The 21,984-nt window shown below is 71.1% G+C and carries 7 protein-coding genes; 5 read left to right on the plus strand and 2 right to left on the minus strand.

The window, feature by feature from the left end:
• Positions 1-40 precede the first annotated feature (40 nt).
• The 3 genes from K8625_RS15895 to K8625_RS15905 all read left to right on the plus strand — a co-directional run bounded on the left by K8625_RS15895 (position 41) and on the right by K8625_RS15905 (position 2,473).
• Entirely contained in the window at positions 41-691 is a 651-nt protein-coding gene (locus tag K8625_RS15895) for a VWA domain-containing protein (RefSeq protein ID WP_223746487.1), read from the plus strand.
• Between the two features lie 105 nt (positions 692-796).
• On the plus strand, positions 797-1,357 hold the full coding sequence (locus K8625_RS15900; protein WP_223783162.1) for a DUF2378 family protein: 561 nt from the start codon (positions 797-799) through the stop codon (positions 1,355-1,357).
• Positions 1,358-1,378: 21 nt separating this feature from the next.
• A complete protein-coding gene (locus K8625_RS15905) occupies positions 1,379-2,473 on the plus strand; it encodes a hypothetical protein (protein ID WP_223746485.1) in 1,095 nt (364 codons plus the stop codon).
• Between the two features lie 6 nt (positions 2,474-2,479).
• Here K8625_RS15905 and K8625_RS15910 read toward each other — a convergent pair whose 3' ends face one another.
• Positions 2,480-3,172, minus strand: a complete 693-nt coding sequence (locus K8625_RS15910; protein WP_223746904.1) for a hypothetical protein — start codon at positions 3,170-3,172, stop codon at positions 2,480-2,482.
• 350 nt (positions 3,173-3,522) lie between these two features.
• On the minus strand, positions 3,523-3,960 hold the full coding sequence (locus tag K8625_RS15915; RefSeq protein WP_046712600.1) for a DUF2383 domain-containing protein: 438 nt from the start codon (positions 3,958-3,960) through the stop codon (positions 3,523-3,525).
• A 270-nt stretch (positions 3,961-4,230) separates the two neighbouring features.
• Here K8625_RS15915 and K8625_RS15920 point away from each other — a divergent pair, with 270 nt between their 5' ends.
• Positions 4,231-5,658 (plus strand): MFS transporter, encoded by a 1,428-nt coding sequence (locus tag K8625_RS15920; RefSeq protein ID WP_223783163.1) that lies wholly within the window; start codon positions 4,231-4,233, stop codon positions 5,656-5,658.
• A 49-nt stretch (positions 5,659-5,707) separates the two neighbouring features.
• A partial coding sequence (locus K8625_RS15925; protein WP_223783164.1) for a non-ribosomal peptide synthase/polyketide synthase occupies positions 5,708-21,984 on the plus strand: 16,277 nt, incomplete at its 3' end.

Here is a 21,984-nt window from a genome sequence, read left to right on the forward strand (position 1 = left end):
CCACCCAACGCCTGACTCACTTCACGAAAAGGCCACCGCCATGATGCACACGACGCTGAAGAGCCTGTTGCTGCTGCTGGGGTTCTTGCTCCTCGCGGGCCCCGGGGGAGGAATGGCGACCGCCCACGCCGAAGAGCAACACATCATCCTGCTCATCGACCGAAGCGGCGCCATGAACGTCCTCGAATCGGATGGACAAACCCGCTTCCAGAAGGCCATCGGTCGCGCCCAGCAACGGGTCCTCGCGCCTTCGACAGCGACGCGCCACTTCGCCGTGTGGTCCTTCGAAGGGTCGAGCTACATCGAGCATCTCGCCTTCACGCCGAACATCGACTTCGTCATGAGCAGCCTCTTCCACCTGCGCGCCGGCTTCGGGCAGACGCCGCTCGCCCTCGCCCTCTGCGCGGCGGTCGACCACCTGACGCAGTACCGACCCTCGGTCCTGGCGACCAAGGACATCGCGCTCTTCATCGGCACGCGGGAGAACAGCACGCCCCTGGGCGCGCAGTGCGCGGGCCCCTGGAGCCCCGCGCAGTATCCCTTCTTCTCGCCCCAATCCTGGCAGTGGAAGGTCCTCAACAAGCTCCGGACGGGCAATCCCCAGAACCCCAACTCCGTCCCCTTCCCTCTCATCGCGAACTACGACAGCGTGTTCCTGGCCCTCGCGAACGCCGGCCCCGTCATCCCCTGAGCCTCCACCGTGCGGGGCACGTCCGACAGGACTGGCCTTGGGAGGTCGGCTCCGGAGAGAATGCGCGCGCGCCGGTGGGTGGCCGGCGACCTTGGGGGAAAGCGCATGAGCCAGGAGCGCGTCATCTTCGGCAACACGGTGGACAGCCTGTATCTGAAGACCCTCGACAAGGACTTGTCCTACGACCTTCGCAACGAGCTGCGGGAGATGGGCATGGACCTGGACGGCCCGCTCCAGGCCGCCTATCCCCACGCCGTCTGGGTGCGCTGCCTGGACACGGTGGCCCGCGCGCTCCATCCGGACCGGACGCTCGAGGAGGCGCGCCGGCTGCTCGCGCGGCGCATGATTGAAGGCTACGCGCAGACCGTCATGGGCGCGGCGGTGCTCACCCTGGCGCGCGTGCTGGGCCCCATGCGCTCGCTGGGCCGGATGACGCACAACTTCAGGAGCGGCAACAACTTCACCGAGACCCGCGTCACGGTGGTGAACCCCACCACCGCGGACCTCTGGTTCAACGAGCCCGCGGCCACCGAGGGCTTCGTCGAGGGTGTGCTGGAGGAGGGGCTGCATCGCATCGGTGTCCGGGGGCTGACCATTTCCCGCACCCGTCACGACGAGGACTCCTGTACCTATCGGCTCGAGTGGTACGACCCCTCCGCTCGCTGACCTCCTTCCCCGAGCCCCTCGATGCCCCGCCTCCTCGACTCCCTCCCCGAGCTCTACCGCGAGCTGCTCCCCGGCTTCTTCCGCCAGGACGTCCCCGAGGAGACCAAGGCCACCTGTTCGAACTGCGCCATGTGCGAGGGCTCCGCCCAGGGCAGCGTGGAGGCCGTGGACGGCGTCAGCCGCCTGTTCCGCCCCGACACCAAGTGCTGCACCTACTTCCCGCGCCTGCCCAACTACCTGGTGGGCGCGCTCCTGTCGGATGAGCGGCCGGAGCTGTCCGAGGGCCGCTCGCGCATGGAGGCGCGCATCGCCGCGCGCATCGGCGTGACGCCGCAGTGGGTGAAGCCCCCGGCCAAGTTCAACTTCCTCTACAAGAACGGCACCCAGTTCTTCGGCCGGGCCGCGTCGCTGCGCTGCCCCTACTACGCGCAACACAGCGGCGGCTGCACCATCTGGCCCTACCGCGAGGCGGTGTGCTCCACGTTCTTCTGCAAGTACGTGGCGGGCGCGGACGGCCGCAGGTTCTACATGTCCCTCAAGACGTACCTGACGCTGACGGAGATCCAGCTGTCGCGCTGGACGACGCTCCAGCTGCTGCCCGACTACATCCTGTCCGGCAAGGACCGCCCGGAGCTGCAGCCCTCACCGCTCGCCGTCGAGGACCTGGACGACGCGCCACCTCCCGCGCGCGCCTACGCGGACCTGTGGAAGGGCTACGTGGGCCTGGAGGTGGACTACTACCGCGAGTGCCACCGGCTGGTGCGCGGGCTGGACGCCGCGGGGCTCGACAAGCTGCTCGGCCTGGACGGCCTCATCGAGCTCAAGGCGCTGGAGGCGCACCTGGGCACCGCCGTGTCCTCCCAGCTGCCGCGCACGCTCAAGTTCAACGCGGACGCCACCGTGCAGTGGATGCCCGACGGCAGCGTGGCCCTGGGCGCGTACAGCGACTTCGACGCCGTGGCCCTGCCCGGCGAGGCCTACGGACTGCTCGTGGAGTTCACCGGGCGACAGAGCGTGGAGGCCGTGCGCCACCACCTGCGCGAGCACAAGCAGGCGGACCTGTCCGAGGACGTGCTGCTGGAGCTCTACCGGCACCGCATCCTCGTGGAGGTCTAGGCTCGGCTACGGAGGGCCGGACAGCGCTCCCAGCTCCTGCAACAGGCGGCTGGACGCGTGCGCCTCCCGCCACGCGGGCACCGACGCCGACAGGTGCTCGGCCAGCCACGCGCAGAAGCCCGGGTCTCCAGCACCGAGCCACTCCGCCGACTCGGTCAGCTCCGCCTGCGCGGCCTCCCACGCCCGGCGGTAGGCGCTCGCCGAGGACATCACCTGCGTCACCGCGTGCGTGAAGGCATCCAGCGACGCCCTCAGCTCCAGCGCCGCCGAGGGCTCCTTGCCGCGCGACTCGCGCAGCCGTCCCAGGTGCAACAGCAGCCCCTGCTCCAGCGCCGCGGTGGTGCCCAGCCGCGCCTGCGCCCCGCGCAAGAGCAGCTGCAGGTCCTCGTTCAACTCGCGCAGCAGCTCCTCCGTCGAGCGCGCCACCGGGCGGCCCAGCCGCGTGCAGACGGCCTGCCAGAGGTTGCTGTACGCGAGCAGCTCGCTGACCCCGCGGCGGACGTGAGGAGGGATGCGGTCCAGGAACTCCAGCGCGGCGCCACGCGCCTCGACGGCCAGCGCGCCGGAGCCCTTGGCCAGCTGCAGCAGCTTCCAGGCCCACGGAAGGGCCTGCTCGGTGGAGCGGAACAGCGCCTCGCAGCTCGCGCTCAGCGCGCCCGCGTGGCTGCCCTCCTTCGGCACCGCGGGGGCCTGGGCCATCTTCAAGGGCTCCGGTTCCTGGGGCTCATGCTGAACACTTCCTTCGTGCTCGCGCCGCGCGCCTTCCGACGAGGAATGTTCGCGTTCCGAAGAGCTGTCGTCCAGCCACATGCATCTCCTCCGGCCTCGTCGGCGGACCCCCGGTTATCGCACGCCCCGTCGGCAACCTCCAAGAGCCTCGCGACCCGGCATGAAGGACACCCGACGTGCGTCCCGGACGTCGACGCCCGTGGCCGTTCGGGCATTCAAAAGGTCACAGGCATTCCCGAAAGTTGAGAGCCCCAACAAAAGCGGGCCCGGACCCGCGACGCGCGCAGGCCCGGACCCAGTTGAGGAGGGCGCCCCAGGCCTCAGTGCAGGGTGTGCTTCAGGTGGCTGAGCTTCTTGTGCGTGCTCTTCTGCTTGGGCAACAGCTCCATGCGCACGAAGCGGCGCAAGTCACCGTGGACCTTGCCCGCGTTCTGCTCGTAGTCGCGAAGACCCTTGTCCTCGCCCTCCTCCAGGGCGGAGATGGCCTTGTCCTCGCCCAGGAGGTCCGCGCCGCCCTGGACCACCTTCGCGAAGACGCCCCACACGCCCGAGCCCTCCGCGGGCTCACCGTCGAGCTGCCGGATGCGCTCCTTGAGCGCCTCCACGCGCTGCTCGTGGTCCTTCAGGCACTCCTCGAGCGTGCGCCGCCGCACGTCGTGCTCGATGTGCCCCATCGCCTGGCGGTAGGTCTCCACCGCTGAAATCTCGCCCCGCAAGAAGGAATTGAGCGTCTCGACATCCTTGCCAGCCTGAGCCATCGACGGCCTCCTGGTGAGGGTGAACGGATTGCTGTTCCAAGAAGTTGAGGCGCGGCCGGCGGCTCGCAACGAGGGCCCCCTCCCCCGCCACCTCCCCCGGGCCACACGCACCGTCCGTGTTTCCACGCGGGCCGGCGCGACTGTCCGGGTAGTCTGTTTGCAAGAATGCGTCAGGGCTGTGAAGCTGATCCCAGAGTACCCCGGTTCCTGTGCCGTGCCCCTGGCCCGTGGGAAGCTGGCCAGGCAACCCAGCTCGCTCCTCCTCGACGAATGACCGCCCCGTCGCCTGCTTCACCGTCGCGCCCGCTGCTCACGTTCGCCCTGGTCTGGCTGGGTCAGTTCGTCTCCCTGTTCGGCTCCGGGCTGACATCGTTCGCGCTGGGCGCGTACGTCTACCAGCTCACCGGCTCCACGACGCGCTTCGTGCTCATCTCGTTCTGCGCGACGCTGCCGTTGGCGGTGTTGTCGCCGTTCGCGGGCGTGCTGGTGGACCGGTGGGACCGGCGCAAGGCGATGCTCTGGAGCGACGTGGGCTCGGGCGTCACCACGGGGCTCATCTGGACGCTGCTGGTGGCGGACAACGCCGGCTGGCTGAAGTTCCAGAGCTGGTACATGTACCCCATCGTCCTGCTGGGCGGTTGTTGCACGGCGTTCCGGTGGCCCGCGTGGCAGGCGACGACGCCGCTGCTCATCCCCAAGCGGCACCTGGGGCGCGCCAGCGGACTGGCGGAGCTGGGCGCGGCCATCAGCCAGATTGCCTCGCCGGTGTTCGCGGGCGTGCTGGTGGGCAGCATCGGCCTGCACGGCGTGCTCTTCATGGACGTGCTGAGCTTCCTGTTCGCCGCGAGCGTGCTCGTCGCGGTGCGCTTCCCGTCACCACCGCCGAGCGCGGCGCGGGCTCCGGGCCAGCGCTCGATGCGCGCGGAGCTCGCCGAGGCGTGGCGCTTCGTGCGCGAGCGGCGGGGGCTGACGTACCTGCTGTGTTTCACCACGTTCACCAACGCGAGCATGGCGCTGGTGCTGCTGCTCATCACGCCGCTGGTGCTGAGCTTCACGGACGTGAAGAACCTGGGCGTCATCGGCTCCGTGTCCGGCCTGGGCATGCTGGCCGGGGGCGTGCTCACCAGCGTGTGGGGCGGCCCCAAGCAGCGCATGCGGGGCGTGGCGGGCTTCCCGCTCATCGCCGCGACGATGTTGCTGCTGGCCGCGCTGCCCCCCAGCGTTGCGTTGCTCGCCACGGCGGCGATGCTGTTCCTGTTCTCCATGCCGCTCACCGCGGCCAACTCGCAGGTGCTCTGGCAGACGAAGGTGCCGCTGGAGATCCAGGGCCGGGTGGCCGCGCTGCGAAAGACGGTGGGCCAGTCCGCGGTGCTGCTGGTCACGCTGGTGGCGGGTCCGCTGGCCGACCGCGTCTTCGAGCCGTGGATGGCTCCGGGCGGCGCGCTGGCGGACAGCATGGGGCGCCTTCTGGGCACCGGCCCCGGCCGCGGCATCGCGCTCCTCTTCGTCGTCATCGGCCTCACGGTGTTGTGCGCCGTGGGCCTGCTGCTTTCGTCCCCTCGCGCGCGGCGCGTCCAGGAAGAGCTTCCGGACGTGATTCCCTCCCATCCGCTCGCCTCGACGCTTCCTTCCGAACCGCCCGCGGCCAACGCCGTGCCCGAGAACAGGCTCTCGGCGACGGGGAACACCCCGTCTTGAGCACGTCGCGGTTCTGGCCGTCCGCGCCCATGTATCCACTGGAGTATCCGTGAGCACGCGCATCGACTCTCCGACGTCCGTCGGCCCCGTCACCCCATCCGACGCCCCCGTGGCCGCCTCCGGCTCGCCGCTGGTGGTCCTGCGCGCCGGTGACGAGAAGACTCCGCCGCTCTACCTCGTGCATCCGCTGGACGGCCGGCTGGACTGCTACGCCGCGCTCGCCGGGCACGCGCCCGCGTCCCAGCCCGTGCTGGGCTTCCAGGCGCGAGGCCTCACCGACGGCCGCGCCCCGCTGGAGTCGCTGGAGGCGATGGCCGTCTTCTACGTGGAGGCGCTGCGCGCCGAGCGGCCCGAGGGGCCCTACCACCTCGCGGGCTGGGCGCTGGGCGCCGTCATCGCGTGGGAGATGGCACGCCTGCTCCAGCGCGACGGGCACGCCGCGCGGCTCACGCTGCTCGAGCCGCCCCCCGCGGCACCCGACCGGAGCGTGTCCGCCACCGCGCTCGCGGCCCACGCGGCCCTGTTCGCGAGGGACCTGGCGCTCCAGGGGGGATTGGCTCCGCTGGAGCTGCCCGCGGCGCTCACCACGGGAAAGGACCCGGAGCCCCTGCTCGCGCACCTGCATGGCGCGGGGCTGCTGCCCGAGGGCACGCCCATCGAGTCCCTGCGCGCGCGCTTCAAGGTCTTCTCCGCTCACCTGCGCGCCGCCCGCCGCTACGTCCCGGAGCCCTTCCCCGGCTCCGCGCTCGTGGTCCGCGCCGCGGAGGCCACCGGGGCCAGCGACACCGAGCAGGACCGGGGTTGGGCGGTGCTGGCGGAGGAGGGCTCACGGCTCGAGGTGACGCCGGGTGACGGCTACACGCTGCTGCGCGAGCCGCACGCGAAGGCGCTCGCCGCCCGGCTCTTCGACGCCGCGCGCGCGGGCGAGGGGCCCATCCCCACGGGGCATGGCGACGGCGCGCCGCTGTCCTACGCGCAGCAGCGGCTGTGGTTCCTGGACCAGCTCCAGCCGGGCAGCCCCGCGTACAACATGTTCTACGGACTGCGCTTCACCGGGCCGCTGGAGCACGCGCTGCTGGAGCGCGCCTTCACGGAGCTGACGCGGCGCCACCAGACGCTGCGCACCACGTTCCGTGCGTTGCCGGAAGGCCCCGTGCAGGCGGTCTCCGAGCCCGCGCCGTTCAGCATCCCGGTGGTGGACCTGCGCGCGCTGTCGCCGGAGGAGCGCGACGCCCAGGCCCAGCGCCTGGCGGACCAGGCGGCGCGCACGCCCTTCGACCTGGCGTCGGGACCGCTCTTGCGCGCGACGCTCTTGAAGCTGGACGCACACGAGCACGTGCTGCTCATGGTCATCCACCACATCATCTCGGATGGGTGGTCCATCGGCGTGCTCACGCAGGAGGTCCCCGCGCTCTACCTGGCCTTCGCGCGGGGACAGCCAACGCCGCTGCCCGAGCTGCCCGTGCAGTACGCGGACTTCTCCGTGTGGCAGCGCGGGTGGCTGACGGGGGACGTGCTCGAGTCGCAGCTGGCGTACTGGCGCACGCAGCTGGCCGACGCGCCGCACGCGCTGGAGCTGCCCACCGACAGGCCCCGCCCGCCCATCCAGACCCTGCGCGGCGACATGCTGCGCGTGGACATCCCGGAGAAGCTGGCGCCGGCCGTCTACGCGCTGTGCCGCGAGGAGGGCGTCACGCCCTTCATGGTGCTGCTGGCCACGTTCCAGACGCTGCTGGCGCGCTACTCCGGCCAGGACGACATCATCGTCGGCTCGCCCATCGCCAACCGCACGCGCGCGGACCTGGAAGGGCTCATCGGCTTCTTCGCCAACACGCTCGCGCTGCGCGCCCGCTTCAAGCCGGGCATGACGTTCCGCGAGCTGCTCCTCCAGGTGCGCGAGACGACGCTGGGCGCGTACGCGCACCAGGACGTCCCGTTCGAGAAGCTGGTGGACGAGCTGCGTCCGGAGCGGGACCAGAGCCGCACGCCGCTGTTCCAGGTGATGCTCGCCCTGCTCAACACGCCGAAGGCGGTGGGCCAGGACGACGGGAGCTCCGCGCTGAAGGTCCGCCCGCTGGACGCCATCAGCGGCACGTCGAAGTTCGACCTGACGCTGCTGATGTCCGATGACGGCACCGCCTTCCACGCGGTGTTCGAGTACAACCTGGACCTCTTCGACACGGCCACCATCCAGCGGATGGCCACGCGGCTGGTGCGCCTGCTGGAGGCCGCCGTCCGCGAGCCGGGCCAGTCCGTCTTCCGGCTGCCCCTGCTCGAGGACGCCGAGCGCCACCAGCTGCTCGTCGGCTGGAACGACACGTCGAAAGGCGACTTCACGCCCTCGCCCATCCACGTCCCCGTGGAGGCGCAGGCCCGACGCACGCCCGACGCCGTCGCCATCACGGACGGCACCCACGCGCTCACGTACGCGGAGCTGGACACGCGGGCCAACCAGCTCGCCTGGCACCTGCGCGCGCGCGGCGTCGCGACCGGGAGCACCGTCGGCATCTGCCTGGAGAAGTCGCTCGACATGGCCATCGCCGTCCTGGCCACGCTCAAGGCCGGGGCCAACTACCTGGCGCTGGACCCGACCTACCCCTCCGAGCGGCTGGCCTACATGCTCGCGGACACGCTCGCGCCCGTGGTCCTCACGCACTCGAGCCTGAAGTCCGCCCTGCCCTTCCTGGAGTCCACCCGCGTCATCACGCTGGATGACGAGGCGGACGCGCTCGGACGGCAGCCGCGCCACGCGCCCGGCATCGACGTCCCGGTGGATGCCACCGTCTACGTCATCTACACCTCCGGCAGCACGGGCCTGCCCAAGGGCATCGTCATGCCCCACCGCGCGCTGAGCTCGCTGCTGACGTGGCAGGTGGGCCAGTCCGCGCTGCCCGGGGCCACGACGCTCCAGTTCGCCTCGCTCAACTTCGATGTCTCCGTGCAGGAGCTCTTCTCCACCTGGTGGACGGGCGGCACCGTCGTGCTGCCCACCGGGGCGCTGCGCCAGGACATCCCCGCGCTGCTCGACTTCATGCACCAGCAGGGCGTCGCGCGACTCTTCCTCCCGTTCGTCGCGCTGCAGGCCATGGCGGACGCCGTCGCGCACGGGGCCACGCTTCCCACCGCGCTGCGCGAGGTGGTCACCGCCGGCGAGCAGCTGCAGGTGAGCGCCAGCGTCGTGGCCTTCTTCGAGAAGCTCCCGGGCTGCTCCCTGGAGAACCAGTACGGCCCCTCCGAGGCCCACGTCGTCACCGCGTTCCGCCTGCGCGGCGAGCCCGCGGCCTGGCCTCCCCTGCCGTCCGTCGGAAGCGCCGTGGGCCACACGCGCATCTACCTGTTGGACGCGCTGGGACAGCCGGTGCCCGTGGGCGTCGCCGGTGAGGTGTACGTCGGCGGTGAGCACCTGGCGCATGGCTACCAGCGCAAGGCGGACGTCACCGCGCGCAGCTTCGTGCCGGACCCGTTCTCGCGGACGCCGGGCGCGCGGCTGTACCGCACCGGTGACGCCGCTCGCTGGCGCGCGGACGGGACGCTCGACTTCCTGGGCCGCCTGGACTCGCAGGTGAAGCTGCGCGGCTTCCGCATCGAGCTGGGCGAGGTGGAGACGGTGCTGCGCTCCGCGCCGGGGCTGCGTGACGCGGCCGTGGTGGTGCGCGAGGACGTCCCGGGGGACCGGCGGCTCGTCGGCTACGTCGTCTCCGCCTCGGACGCGGCGCCGGACGTCGAGGCCCTCCGCGTCTTCCTGCAGGAGCGGCTGCCCGAGTACATGGTGCCCAACGCGTTCGTCGCGCTGGAGGCGCTCCCGCTCACGCCCAGCGGAAAGCTCGCGCGCAAGCGGCTGCCCGCTCCGGACGCGGAGAGCCTGCGCGGCGGCGCCTTCGCCCCGCCGCGCACGCCGCTGGAGGAGAAGCTCGCGACGCTCTTCGCGGACGTGTTGCACGTGCCGCGCGTGAGCGTCACCGACAACTTCTTCGCGCTCGGGGGGCACTCCCTGCTCGCCACGCAGGTGGTGTCGCGCGTGCGCTCCGCGCTCGGCGTGGAGCTGCCGCTTCGCACCGTCTTCGGCGCGCCCACCGTCGCGGCGCTCGCGGCGCAGATCGACACGATGCTGCTGATGTCGGGCAAGCGGCAGCCGCCTCCGCTCGTCCCCGTGCCGCGCTCCGGGCCCCTGCCGCTGTCCTTCGCGCAGCAGCGCCTGTGGTTCCTCGACCAGCTCCAGCCCGGTACCGCGACGTACAACATGCCGTCGTTCGTCCGGCTGGACGGACCGCTGGACCGCGCCGCGCTCCAGCGCGCCTTCGACGAGCTGGTGCGGCGTCACGAGGCGCTGCGCACCACGTTCCTCCAGCAGAACGACGAGCCCTACCAGCTCATCGCACCGCAGGGCGAGCTGCCCGTGACGCACGTGGACCTGAAGGCCCTGGAGGCCGAGGCGAAGCAGCGGGAGGTGGAGCGCCTGCTCCACGAGGAGTACCTGCGCCCCTTCAACCTCTCCACCGGGCCGCTGGTGCGCGCGCTGGTGCTGGAGCTGACCCCGACGGAGCGCATCCTCGCGCTCAACATGCACCACATCGTCTCCGACGGTTGGTCCATGGGCGTGCTCGTCCAGGAGGTCGGCGCGCTCTACGGCGCGTTCGCGATGGGGCTGCCGTCGCCGCTGCCCCCGCTGGCCCTCCAGTACGCCGACTACGCCGTGTGGCAGCGCGACTGGCTCCAGGGCGAGGTGCTGGAGCAGCAGCTCGCGTGGTGGCGGGGACGGCTGGGCGGAGTGCCGCCGCTGGAGCTGCCCATCGACAAGCCCCGGCCTCCGGTGCAGACGTTCAACGGAAGCCAGGCACCCATCACCTTGAAGCCGGAGGTCTCCCGGCGGCTGAAGACGCTGTGCAACCGCGAGGGGACCACGCCGTTCATGGCGCTGCTCGCCGCGTGGCAGCTGCTGCTCTCGCGGCACACGGGCCAGGACGACATCGCCGTCGGCTCTCCCATCGCGGGCCGTCAGCGCGCGGAGCTCGAGGGCCTCATCGGCTTCTTCGTCAACACGCTGGTCTTCCGCGCGCGCGTGGATGCGCGGGCGTCCTTCCTGACGCTGCTCCGGCAGGTGAAGGAGAACGCGCTCGGCGCCTACGCGCACCAGGACGTCCCCTTCGAGCGGCTGGTCGAGGAGCTCCAGGTCCGCCGGGACCTGAGCCGCAGCCCGCTGTTCCAGGTCCTCTTCGCGCTCCAGAACACGCCCGGCACCTCCGCCCAGAAGCAGGACACGGCGCTCGAGCCCGTGGAGGTGAAGGACACCGTCATCAAGTTCGAGCTGGAGCTGAACTTCGTGGACGGGCCCGAGGGGTTCCTCGGCGCGCTGACCTACAACACGGACCTGTTCGAGCACGCCACCATCGCGCGCATGGCGCGGCACTTCGAGGTGCTCGTCGAGGCCGTCGTCACCCGGCCCGACGCGCCCCTGGCCACGCTCTCCATGCTGCCGGAGGAGGAGTCCCGTCGGCTCCTCGTCGACTGGGCCTCCACGCCCGCCCGCGTCCCGGTGGACGTCACGCTGCCGGAGGTCTTCTCCCGCGTGGCCGCCGAGCGGCCCGACGCCGCCGCGCTCCTCTCCGGCGACACCACCGTCACCTACCGGCAGCTCGATGAGCGCTCGAACCAGCTCGCCCGGCACCTGCGCTCGCTCGGCGTCACCACCGACTGCCGCGTCGCCGTCTCGCTGGAGCGCTCGCCCGAGCTCATCGTCGCCCTGGTCGCCATCCTCAAGGCCGGCGCGGCCTACGTCCCGCTCGACACGTCCTATCCGCGGGAGCGGCTGGTCTTGATGCTCGAGGACTCGCGCCCCGACGCGCTCGTCACCACGGGCGCGCTGCGCTCCCTTCTCCCCGCGGACGGGCTCACGTGCGTGCTGCTCGAGGAGGCCCCGCTGGACGGCCTCGCCTCCACGCCGCTCGCGCCCGCCGCGCACCCGCATTCGCTGGCCTACATCGACTTCACGTCCGGCTCCACGGGCAGGCCCAAGGGTGTCGCCTGCACCCATCGAGGCGTCATCCACACACTGGTCGGCATCGACTACACCCGCTTCGGGCCCGAGCAAACGCACCTGATGCTCGCGCCCATCTCCTTCGACGCCTCCACGTTCGAAGTCTGGGGCGCGCTGCTGCACGGCGCGCGGCTGGCCCTCCTGCCGCCGCGGACGCCGTCGCTCGAGGAGCTGTTCCAGACCGTCGCCCGCCACGGCGTCACCACGCTCTGGGCCACCAGCGGTCTGTTCTCGCAGCTCGTCGAGAGCCGCCTCCCCGTGCCCGCCTGCCTTCAGCGCCTCCTCACCGGTGGCGACGTCGTCTCCGCGCTGAACGCGCGCCGCGCCGTGGCGGACTGGGGCATCCAGGTCACCAACTGCTACGGCCCCACCGAAATCACCGTCGTCGCCACGACCTTCACCGTCGCGAGCCCCGACGACGTCGGCGTCTCCGTCCCCATCGGCCGTCCGACGAACGGAACGCACCTGCGCGTCCTCGACGCGTCGCTGCAGCCCGTGCCCGTCGGCGTGACGGGGGAGCTGTTCATCGGCGGTGACGGCCTCGCGCGAGGCTACGTCGGGCAGCCCACCTTCACCGCGGAGCGCTTCGTCCCGGACCCGTTCTCCACCGTGCCCGGGGCGCGCCTCTACCGCTCCGGCGACCTGGTGCGCTGGAGGCAGGACGGCGCGCTGGACTTCGTCGGCCGCGCGGATGCGCAGGTCAAGGTCCGCGGCTTCCGCATCGAGCTGTCCGAAGTCGAGGCGGGGCTGCTCTCCCATCCCTCCGTGCGAGAGGCCGTGGCCATCGCCCGCGAGGACGTCCCCGGCGACAAGCGCCTCGTCGGCTACTTCGTCTCGGACGAGCTCGACGCCGTCACGCTCCGGGCCTTCCTCAAGTCGCGACTGCCCGAGTTCATGGTGCCGTCGTCCCTGCTGCGGCTCGAGGCGTTCCCGCTCACCGCGAACGGGAAGGTGGACCGCAAGGCGCTGCCTCCGCCCGAGGCCGTCCTCACGCCGACGTCCTCCGCCGAGCTCGTCCCGCCGCGGACGCTCACCGAGGAGCGGCTCGCCACACTCTGGATGCAGATCCTCCGCGTCCCGCGCATCGGCGTCACCGACGACTTCTTCGCGCTGGGAGGACACTCCCTGCTGGCCACGCAGCTCGTGTCGCGCATCCGCACGGCCTTCCAGGCGGAGCTCGCGCTGAGGGAGCTGTTCGAGGCGCCCACCATCGAGACCCTGGCCGCCCGGCTCGACGCGATGGCGCTCGCGGGCAGGGGGCCGGTGCGTCCGCCGCTGCTCCTGGTGCCGCGCGATGGCGCCCCGCTGCCGTTGTCCTTCGCGCAGCAGCGCCTGTGGTTCCTGGACCGGTTCCAGCCCGACAGCCCGTTCTACAACGTGCCGTCCGCGCTCCCCCTCGACGGAGCGTTGGACCTGCACGCGCTGGAGAAGGGCATCCAGGCGCTCGTGCAACGACACGAGGCCCTGCGCACCAGCTTCCACGTGCAGCCGGACGGAGTGCCCTTCCAGCGCATCCACGAGCACGCGGAGCTCCGCCTCCCCATCGTCGACCTGAGCACGCTTCCGGAAGCGGAGCGCGAGGCCCGGGCGTTCGAGCTGGCCGCGGCCGAGGCCCAGAAGCCCTTCGACCTGGGACAGGCGCCCCTCCTCCGCGCCTCCGTGCTGCGCCTGTCCGACGAGCGCCACGTGCTGCTCGTCACCCAGCACCACATCATCTCCGACGCGTGGTCCAACGGCATCATCTCGCGCGAGATTGGCGTGCTCTACGACGCCTTCGCGCGCGGGCAGCCCTCTCCGCTGCCGCCGCTGACGTACCAGTACGCGGACTACGCCGTGTGGCAGCGAGGCTGGCTGCAGGGCGAGGTGCTCGCGCGGCAGGTCGGGTGGTGGAGGACGCAGCTGGAGGGCGCGCCGCGGGTGCTGGAGCTGCCCACGGACAGGCCCCGGCCGCCCGTGCAGACGGCGAACGGCTCGACGCTCAACATCCGCCTCGGACGCGAGCTCACCGCGCGGCTCCAGGCGATGTGCAAGCGCGAGGGCGTCACGCCGTTCATGGCGCTGCTGGCCTCCTTCCAGGTGCTGCTCGCCCGCTACTCCGGTCAGGACGACATCGTCGTCGGCTCGCCCATCGCCAACCGGCACCAGTCCGAGGTGGAGGGAATCGTCGGGTTCTTCGTCAACACGCTCGCCCTGCGCGCCCGGCTCACGCCCGGCCTGAGCTTCCGTGAGCTGCTGAAGCAGGTGCGTGACACGACGCTGGGGGCCTATGCCCATCAGGACGTGCCCTTCGAGAAGCTGGTGGAGGAGCTGCGGCCCGAGCGCGACCTGAGCCGCTCTCCGCTCTTCCAGGCCCTGCTCGCGCTCCAGACCTACGAGCGCACCGGCGGCGACGGCGGCGACTCCGACACGCTGGACGTGGACAGCGGCACCGCCAAGTTCGACGTGTCCCTGCTCCTGTTCGACTCCGGCAACGACATCGGAGGCATGCTCGAGTTCAACACGGACCTGTTCGACCGGAGCACGGCGGAGCGGATGCGGTCGCACTGGACGCGGCTGCTCACGTCCGTCGTGGACGCCCCCGAGCAGTCCATCTGGAGCGCCCCGCTGTTGGCCGAGGAGGAGCGCGGCAGGCTCCTGGTTGACTGGAACAGCACCGCGAAGGGACCGCACACCGCCACGCCCATCCACGAGCCCGTGAGCGCGCGCGCCAGGCTCACGCCGGACGTCATCGCGGTCACCGATGGGACGCGCGCGCTCACCTACGCGCAGCTCGAAGGCCGCGCCAACCAGCTCGCGCATCGGCTGCTCGCGCTCGGCGTCGAGGCGGGTGTGCCCGTGGGCATCTGCCTGGACAAGTCGTTGGACATGACCGTCGCCGTGCTGGCGTCGCTCAAGGCCGGCGCGTCCTACCTCCCGTTGGACCCGAACTACCCCGCCGAGCGCCTGGCCTTCATGCTCGAGGACTCGGCGACGCCCGTCGTCCTGTCGCACTCCACGCTGCGCGCCTCGGTGCCCGCGTCACGCGCGAGGCTCGTGCTGCTGGATGAGGAGGCACAGGACCTGGCCACCCGGTCCACGCACGCCCCGGAGGTCTTCGTCTCGCCGGAGTCCCCCGCCTACGTCATCTACACGTCGGGCTCCACGGGCAGGCCCAAGGGCGTCGCGCTGCCGCACCGCGCGCTGAGCCACCTGCTGACGTGGCAGCTGAGTCAGTCGCCAGTGCCCTCGGCGACCACGCTCCAGTTCGCGTCGCTCAGCTTCGACGTCTCCTGCCAGGAGCTGTTCTCCACGTGGTGGGCCGGCGGCACGCTGGTGCTCCCCACGGGAGGACTGCGTCAGGACATCCCCGCGCTGCTCGACTTCATGCACCGGCAGGGCGTCGCGCGGCTCTTCCTCCCCTTCGTCGCGCTCCAGGCCATGGCGGACGCCGTCGCGCACGGCGCCACGCTGCCGGTCGCGCTGCGCGAAGTCGTCACCGCCGGTGAGCAGCTCCAGGTGACGCCCGCGCTGGTGGCGTTCTTCGAGCGGCTCCCGGGCTGCATCCTGGAGAACCAGTACGGCCCATCGGAGACGCACGTCGTCTCGGCGTTCCGACTCCAGGGCCCTCCCGCGTCCTGGCCCCGGCTGCCGTCCATCGGCGGCCCGTTGCCGCACACGCAGCTCTACGTGCTGGACGCGCTCGGACAGCCGACGCCCGTGGGCGTTCCCGGCGAGCTGTTCATCGGCGGCGCCCACCTCGCGCTGGGGTACGCGGGCCGCCCCGAGCTGACGGCGGAGAAGTTCGTCCCCCATCCGTTCAGTCCCACGCCGGGCGCGCGGCTCTATCGCACGGGCGACTCCGCGCGGTGGAAGGCGGACGGCACCGTCGAGTTCCTCGGCCGCCTGGATGGTCAGGTGAAGCTGCGTGGCTTCCGCGTGGAGCTGGGCGAGGTCGAGTCCGCGCTGCGCGCCCTCCCGGGCATCCGCGATGCGGCCGCCACGGTCCGCGAGGACGTCCCCGGCCTCAAGCGCCTCGTGGGGTATCTGGTGCCCACGGCCGAGTCCGCGTCGCCGGGCCTCGAAGCCCTGAGGGCCGCGCTCCTCCAGCGCCTGCCCGAGTACATGGTGCCCTCCGCGTTCGTCACGCTGGAGGCGCTCCCCCTCACGCCGAGCGGCAAGGTGGCGCGCCGCCAGCTGCCCGCGCCGGAGGTGAGCGAGCAGGAGCGCGAGGCGCCCTACATCGCGCCCCGGACACCCCGGGAGGAGAAGCTCGCGGAGATCTTCTCCAACGTGCTGCACGTGCCGAAGGTGAGCATCACCGACAACTTCTTCGCGCTCGGTGGGCACTCGCTGCTGGCCACGCAGGTCATCTCGCGCGTCCGCTCGGCGTTCGAGCTGGAGCTGCCGTTGCGCGCGCTCTTCGAGGCGCCGACGGTGGCCGCCCTCGCCGCCCGCATCGAGGACGAGACACCTGGAGCCGGCCGCGCGCCTCCCCTCATCGCCGTGCCGCGCGACGGCGCGGTGCCGCTGTCCTTCGCCCAGCTGCGCCTCTGGTTCATCGACCAGTTCCAGCCCGGCGGCGCCGCGTACCACATGCCGTCGTTCGTCCGGCTGGAGGGACCGCTCGACACGGCGGCGCTCCAGCGCGCCTTCGACGAGCTGGTGCGGCGTCATGAGGCGCTGCGCACCACGTTCTTCCAGCAGGACGACCAGCCCTTCCAGCGCATCGCGCCGCACGGCGAGCTGCCGCTGGCCCGAGTGGACCTCCAGTCCCTGGAGTCCACACAGGCCCACGCGGAGGTGAAGCGCCTGCTCCTCGAGGAGCTCGCCCGCCCCTTCAACCTGTCCACCGGGCCGCTCATCCGCGCCCAGCTCCTGGCCCTGTCACCCACCGAGCACGTGCTCGCGCTCAACATGCACCACATCGTCTCCGACGGTTGGTCCATGGGCGTGCTCATCCAGGAGGTCGCCGCCCTCTACGACGCCTTCGCGCACGGCAAGCCGTCACCGCTGCCGCCGCTGACGCTCCAGTACGCCGACTACGCCATCTGGCAGCGCGCCTGGCTCCAGGGTGACGTGCTGGAGGGACAGCTCTCCTACTGGCGCCGTCAGCTCGCCGGCGTCACGGCCCTGGACCTGCCCACGGACAAGTCGCGGCCGCTGGTCATGTCCTCGCGCGGTGGCAATGTCGGCGTCTTCCTGCCGGCCACCACGGCGAGGAAGCTCGCGGAGCTGTGCCAGCGCGAGGGCGCCACGCCGTTCATGGTGCTGCTCGCCGCGTGGCAGGTGCTGCTGTCGCGCTACTCGGGCCAGGACGACGTCACCGTCGGTTCTCCCATCGCGGGCCGTCAGCGCGCGGAGCTCGAGGGCCTCATCGGCTTCTTCGTCAACACGCTCGTCTTCCGCGCGCGCATCGATGGGCAGGCGTCGTTCCAGCACCTGCTCAAGCAGGTGAAGGAGTCCGCGCTCGGCGCCTACGCGCATCAGGACGTGCCGTTCGAGCGTCTGGTGGAGGTGCTCCAGCCCGCGCGTGACTTGAGCCGCAGCCCGCTGTTCCAGGTCCTGTTCTCGCTCCAGAACACGCCGGCCTCGGCCATCCAGAAGCAGGAGCTGACGCTCAGCCCCGTCGACATCGACGACACCACGTCCAAGTTCGAGCTCAACCTCAACCTCGTGGAGCTGCCGGACGGATATGCCGGCTCGCTCGGCTACAACTCCGACCTGTTCGAGCACGCCACCATCGAGCGGCTCGCGCTCCACTTCACCCAGCTGGTCGAGTCCCTCGTCTCGCGCCCCGACGCGCCCATCGCCGGCCATGCGCTGCTCACCGCGCACGAGCAGCGGAAGGTCCTGGTCGAATGGAACGACACGCGTTGGGACATCCCCACGGAGCCCTTCGTCCACCGGCTCGTGGAACAGCAGGCGCGGCTCACGCCCGAGGCCGTCGCGGTCCTCTCCGATGACGGAGCGCTCACGTACCGTCAGCTCGAGGCGCGCGCGAACCAGCTCGCGCGGCTTTTGGTCTCCCGTGGCGTGAAGCCGGGAGACTTCGTCGCCCTCCTCTCGCACCGCACGCTCCAGCTCCCCGTCTGCCTGTTCGCCATCCTCAAGGCGGGCGCCGCGTACATCCCGCTCTCGCCCGACTATCCGCGCGAGCGCCTGGCCTTCATGCTCCGCGACAGCGGCGCGCGGTTGGTGCTCACCCAGGAGTCCCTGCTCGACCTGCTGCCCGAAGGTGTCACGGCCGAGCGGCTGGACTCCGCGGAGCACCAGGAGGCCCTCGCGCGCGAATCCACCGAGCCGCTCTCCGCGCGTCACGAGCCCGAGGCGCCGGCGTATGTCATCTACACGTCCGGCTCCACGGGTCAGCCCAAGGGCGTGCTCATCCCGCATCGAGCCCTCGCCAACCACATGGCGTGGTTCCTCGAGGCCTTCCCGCTCACGGCCCAGGACAAGGTGCTCCTCAAGACGCCGCTGGCCTTCGACGCCTCCGTCTGGGAGTGCTGGGCGCCGCTGCTCGTCGGCGCGCCGCTGGTCCTCGCGCCGCGGGATGCACACCGCGACGCCGCGCTGCTGCTCGACTCCGTCATCCGGCACGGCATCACCGTGCTCCAACTGGTTCCGTCGCTGCTGCGCTTCGCGCTGGATGAGCCCTCGCTGTCGCGTGTCACGTCGCTGAAGTGGCTGTTCTGCGGAGGCGAGGCGCTGTCCACGTCGCTCGCATCGAAGGTCCGTGAGCAGCTCTCCAGCACGCGGCTGGTCAACCTCTACGGCCCCACGGAAGTCACCATCGATTCGACGTCCACCGTCGTGGGCGAGGCCGTGGCAGGAGGCTCCATCCCCATCGGCCGCCCGGTCGCCAACACGCGTGCCTACGTCCTGGACGGCGCGCTGCACCCCGTGCCCGCGGGCGTCCCGGGCGAGCTGTATCTGGGCGGCGCGCAGGTGGCACTCGGGTACCTCGGCAGGCCCGCGCTCACCGCGGAGCGCTTCATCCCCGACCCGTTCGCTTCCACGCCCGGGGCGCGGCTCTATCGCACGGGTGACCGGGCGAGGTGGCTCGCCGAGGGACAGCTCGAGTACCTCGGCCGCACCGACTTCCAGGTGAAGCTGCGCGGTCTGCGCATCGAACTGGGGGAGATCGAGACCGCGCTCCGCACTCAACCGGGCATTCGCGACGCCGTCGTCCTGGTGCGTGAGGACGTGCCCGGCCAGCACCGACTCGTCGCCTACCTCGTGCCCGGGGCGGTCGACACCGTGGCCCTGGTGGCCGCGCTGCGCGAGCACCTGCCCGAGTACATGCTGCCCACGGTCTTCGTGCCCCTGGAGGCCCTGCCGCTGACGCCCAACGGCAAGGTCGACCGGCAGGCCCTGCCCGTTCCGGAGCAGCGCGCCGAGGACACGCTCTTCGTCGCGCCGCGTGACGCGCTCGAGACGGCCCTCGCCGGCATCTGGGCCGAGGTCCTCCAGCTCGACCGGGTCAGCGTCACCGCCAACTTCTTCTCCCTGGGCGGACATTCGCTGCTGGCCACGCAGGTGGTCTCCCGCGTGCGCAGGACGCTCGACCTGGAGCTGCCGCTGCGCGCGCTCTTCGAGTCGCCCACCGTCGCCACGCTCGCCGCTCGACTCGCGCAGACCTCCGGCACGTCCGCGGGCACGAAGACACCCGCGCTGGTGCCGGTGCCACGCTCGGGAGAGCTGCCGCTGTCCTTCGCCCAGCAGCGCCTGTGGCTCATCGACCAGTTGGAGCCGGGCAGCTCGACGTACAACATCCCGCTCGCGCTGCTCCTTCAGGGGCCGCTCGACGTGGTGGCGCTCCAGGGTGCCTTCACGGCGCTCGTCGACCGACACGAGGCCCTCCGCACCACGTTCGTGACGCACGAGGGCGCTCCGCGTCAGCACATCCACGCCTCCTCTCCGGTCCACCTGGCCGTGGTGGATCTCCAGTCGCATCCCGAGGTGACTCGGCTCGACGAGGCTCACCGACGGGTGAGCGAGGAGGCCTCGCGCCCGTTCGACCTGGAGCGCGGCCCGGTGCTGCGCGTGCTCCTGCTGAAGCTGGAGGCCGAGCGGCACGTGCTCGTGGGGACGGTGCACCACATCGCGTCGGATGGTTGGTCCATGGGCGTGCTGCTCCGTGAGCTGGCGGAGCTCTACTCCGCGAAGCTCAACGGACGGGCTTCGCAGTTGGAGCCCCTGCCCATCCAATACGCGGACTTCGCCGCGTGGCAGCGTGCGTGGCTGCGTGACGAGGCGTTGGAGCGGCAGCTCTCGTATTGGAGGCAGCAGCTCGCGGACGCTCCGCCGTTCCTGGAGCTGCCCACGGACAAGCCCAGGCCTCCCGTGCAGACGAACCGGGGGGCCACGGTCCCCGTGCGTCTGCCTCGCTCCGTGGCGGAGCGACTCGCGGCCTTCTGCCAGCAAGAGGGCATCACGCCGTTCATGGCGCTTCTCGCCGTGTGGCAGGTGGTGCTGTCCCGCTACTCGGGGCAGGACGACATCGCCGTGGGCTCACCCATCGCGGGCCGCACGCGCGCGGAGACCGAGGGACTCATCGGCTTCTTCGTCAACACACTGGTCCTGCGCACGCAGGTCCCCGCGTCGCTGCGCTTCCGTGAGCTGCTCGCGCGGGTGAAGCGCACCACGCTGTCCGCCTATGAGCACCAGGATGTGCCCTTCGAGAAGCTCGTCGAGGAGCTCAACCCCCACCGCACGCTCAGCCACTCGCCGCTGTTCCAGGTGATGCTCGTCCTGCAGAACGCGCCGACGACGAGCATGGAGGTGCGTGGAAGCACGGAGGTCAAGGCACCCTTGCGCCTGGAGGCGTTCGACTCGGGCGCCCCGAGCGCGAAGTTCGACCTCACCCTGACGCTGGGCGAGGGACTCGAAGGCGGACTGGGCTACCGCACGGACCTGTTCGAGGAGGCCACCATCATCCGGATGGTGGAGCACTTCGGAACGCTGCTCGAGGCCGCGCTCGGTTCGCCGGACTCACGGCTGAGCGAGCTGGAGATGTTGTCCGCCGAGGAGCGCCGCCGCGTGCTCGTCGATTGGAACTCGACGCGCCGGGAGATGCCCTGGAAGAGTGCCTTCCACGAGCTCTTCGAGGCCCAGGCCGCTCTCACGCCTGACTCGCTCGCCGTCCTCGACGACTCCGCCTCCCTCTCCTTCTCTGCCCTCAACCAGCGCGCCAATCGGCTCGCGCACCTGCTTCGCGCTCGCGGCGTCGGGCCCGAAGTCCGGGTCGCCTTCTGCCTCGAGCGCTCCGTCGACTCCCTCGTCGCCCTCCTCGCCATCCTCAAGGCCGGCGCCGCCTACGTCCCCCTCGACTCCGCCTACCCCCGCGAGCGCCTCGCCTTCATGCTCCAGGACTCCGGCGCTCCCTTCGTCCTCACCCAGTCCCACCTCCTGCCTCGTCTCGACACCGGCGTCTCCACGCCTCTGTGCCTCGATGACTCAGCCCTGCGTGACTCCCTTGCCGCGCTCCCGGACTCCAATCCGCACCGCGTCTCGCTGCCCTCTCACGCCGCCTACGTCATCTACACCTCCGGCTCCACCGGCAGGCCCAAGGGCGTCCTCATCCACCACTCCTCCGTGGTGAATCTCCTCCACGCCCTCTCCTCTTCCGTCTACTCCGACGTCCAGCGCCCTCTTCGCATCTCCCTCAACGCGCCCCTCTCCTTCGACGCCTCCGTCAAGCAGCTCGTCTTCCTCGCCCTCGGACACGCCCTCTGCTTCGTCCCCCAGGCCGCTCGCGAAGACGTCCCCCTGCTTCTCTCGTGGCTGTCCCGTCACCAGCTCGACGTCCTCGACTGCGCCCCCTCTCACCTCCGCCTCCTCCTCGACGAGGGCCTCGCTTCTTCTTCTCGGCCCCTTCGCGTCCTCATCGGCGGTGAGGCCATCGACGACTCCCTCTGGACGACGCTCTCCTCCTCGCCTTCCCTGCGCGCCTTCAACGTCTACGGCCCCACCGAAACCACCGTCGACGCCACCGCGCTCCCCATTACCTCCGCCTCTCGGCCTGCTCTCGGCCCTCCTCTCCCCAACGTCTCCACCTTCATCCTCGACGCCTCCCTCCAGCCCGCTCCCATCGGCGTGCCTGGAGAGCTCTTCGTCGGTGGTGACGGTGTCGCGCGTGGCTACCTCGCCCGGCCGGACCTCACCGCTGAGCGCTTCATCCCCAATCCGTTCTCGGACATCCCCGGCTCGCGCCTCTACCGCACCGGTGACAAGGCTCGCTGGCTGCCTCACGGCCACCTCGAGTACCTCGGCCGCATCGACTTCCAGGTGAAGCTGCGCGGCTTCCGCATCGA

It is taken from the genome of Myxococcus sp. AS-1-15, from assembly GCF_020037055.1.
Taxonomy (GTDB): Bacteria; Myxococcota; Myxococcia; order Myxococcales; family Myxococcaceae; genus Myxococcus; species Myxococcus fulvus.

Coding starts and splice junctions, on each gene's coding strand:
- K8625_RS15900 (WP_223783162.1), top strand. CDS start 797: ATGAGCCAGGAGCGCGTCATCTTCGGCAACACGGTGGACAGCCTGTAT.
- K8625_RS15915 (WP_046712600.1), bottom strand. CDS start 3,960: ATGGCTCAGGCTGGCAAGGATGTCGAGACGCTCAATTCCTTCTTGCGG.
- K8625_RS15920 (WP_223783163.1), top strand. CDS start 4,231: ATGACCGCCCCGTCGCCTGCTTCACCGTCGCGCCCGCTGCTCACGTTC.
- K8625_RS15905 (WP_223746485.1), top strand. CDS start 1,379: ATGCCCCGCCTCCTCGACTCCCTCCCCGAGCTCTACCGCGAGCTGCTC.
- K8625_RS15910 (WP_223746904.1), bottom strand. CDS start 3,172: ATGGCCCAGGCCCCCGCGGTGCCGAAGGAGGGCAGCCACGCGGGCGCG.
- K8625_RS15895 (WP_223746487.1), top strand. CDS start 41: ATGATGCACACGACGCTGAAGAGCCTGTTGCTGCTGCTGGGGTTCTTG.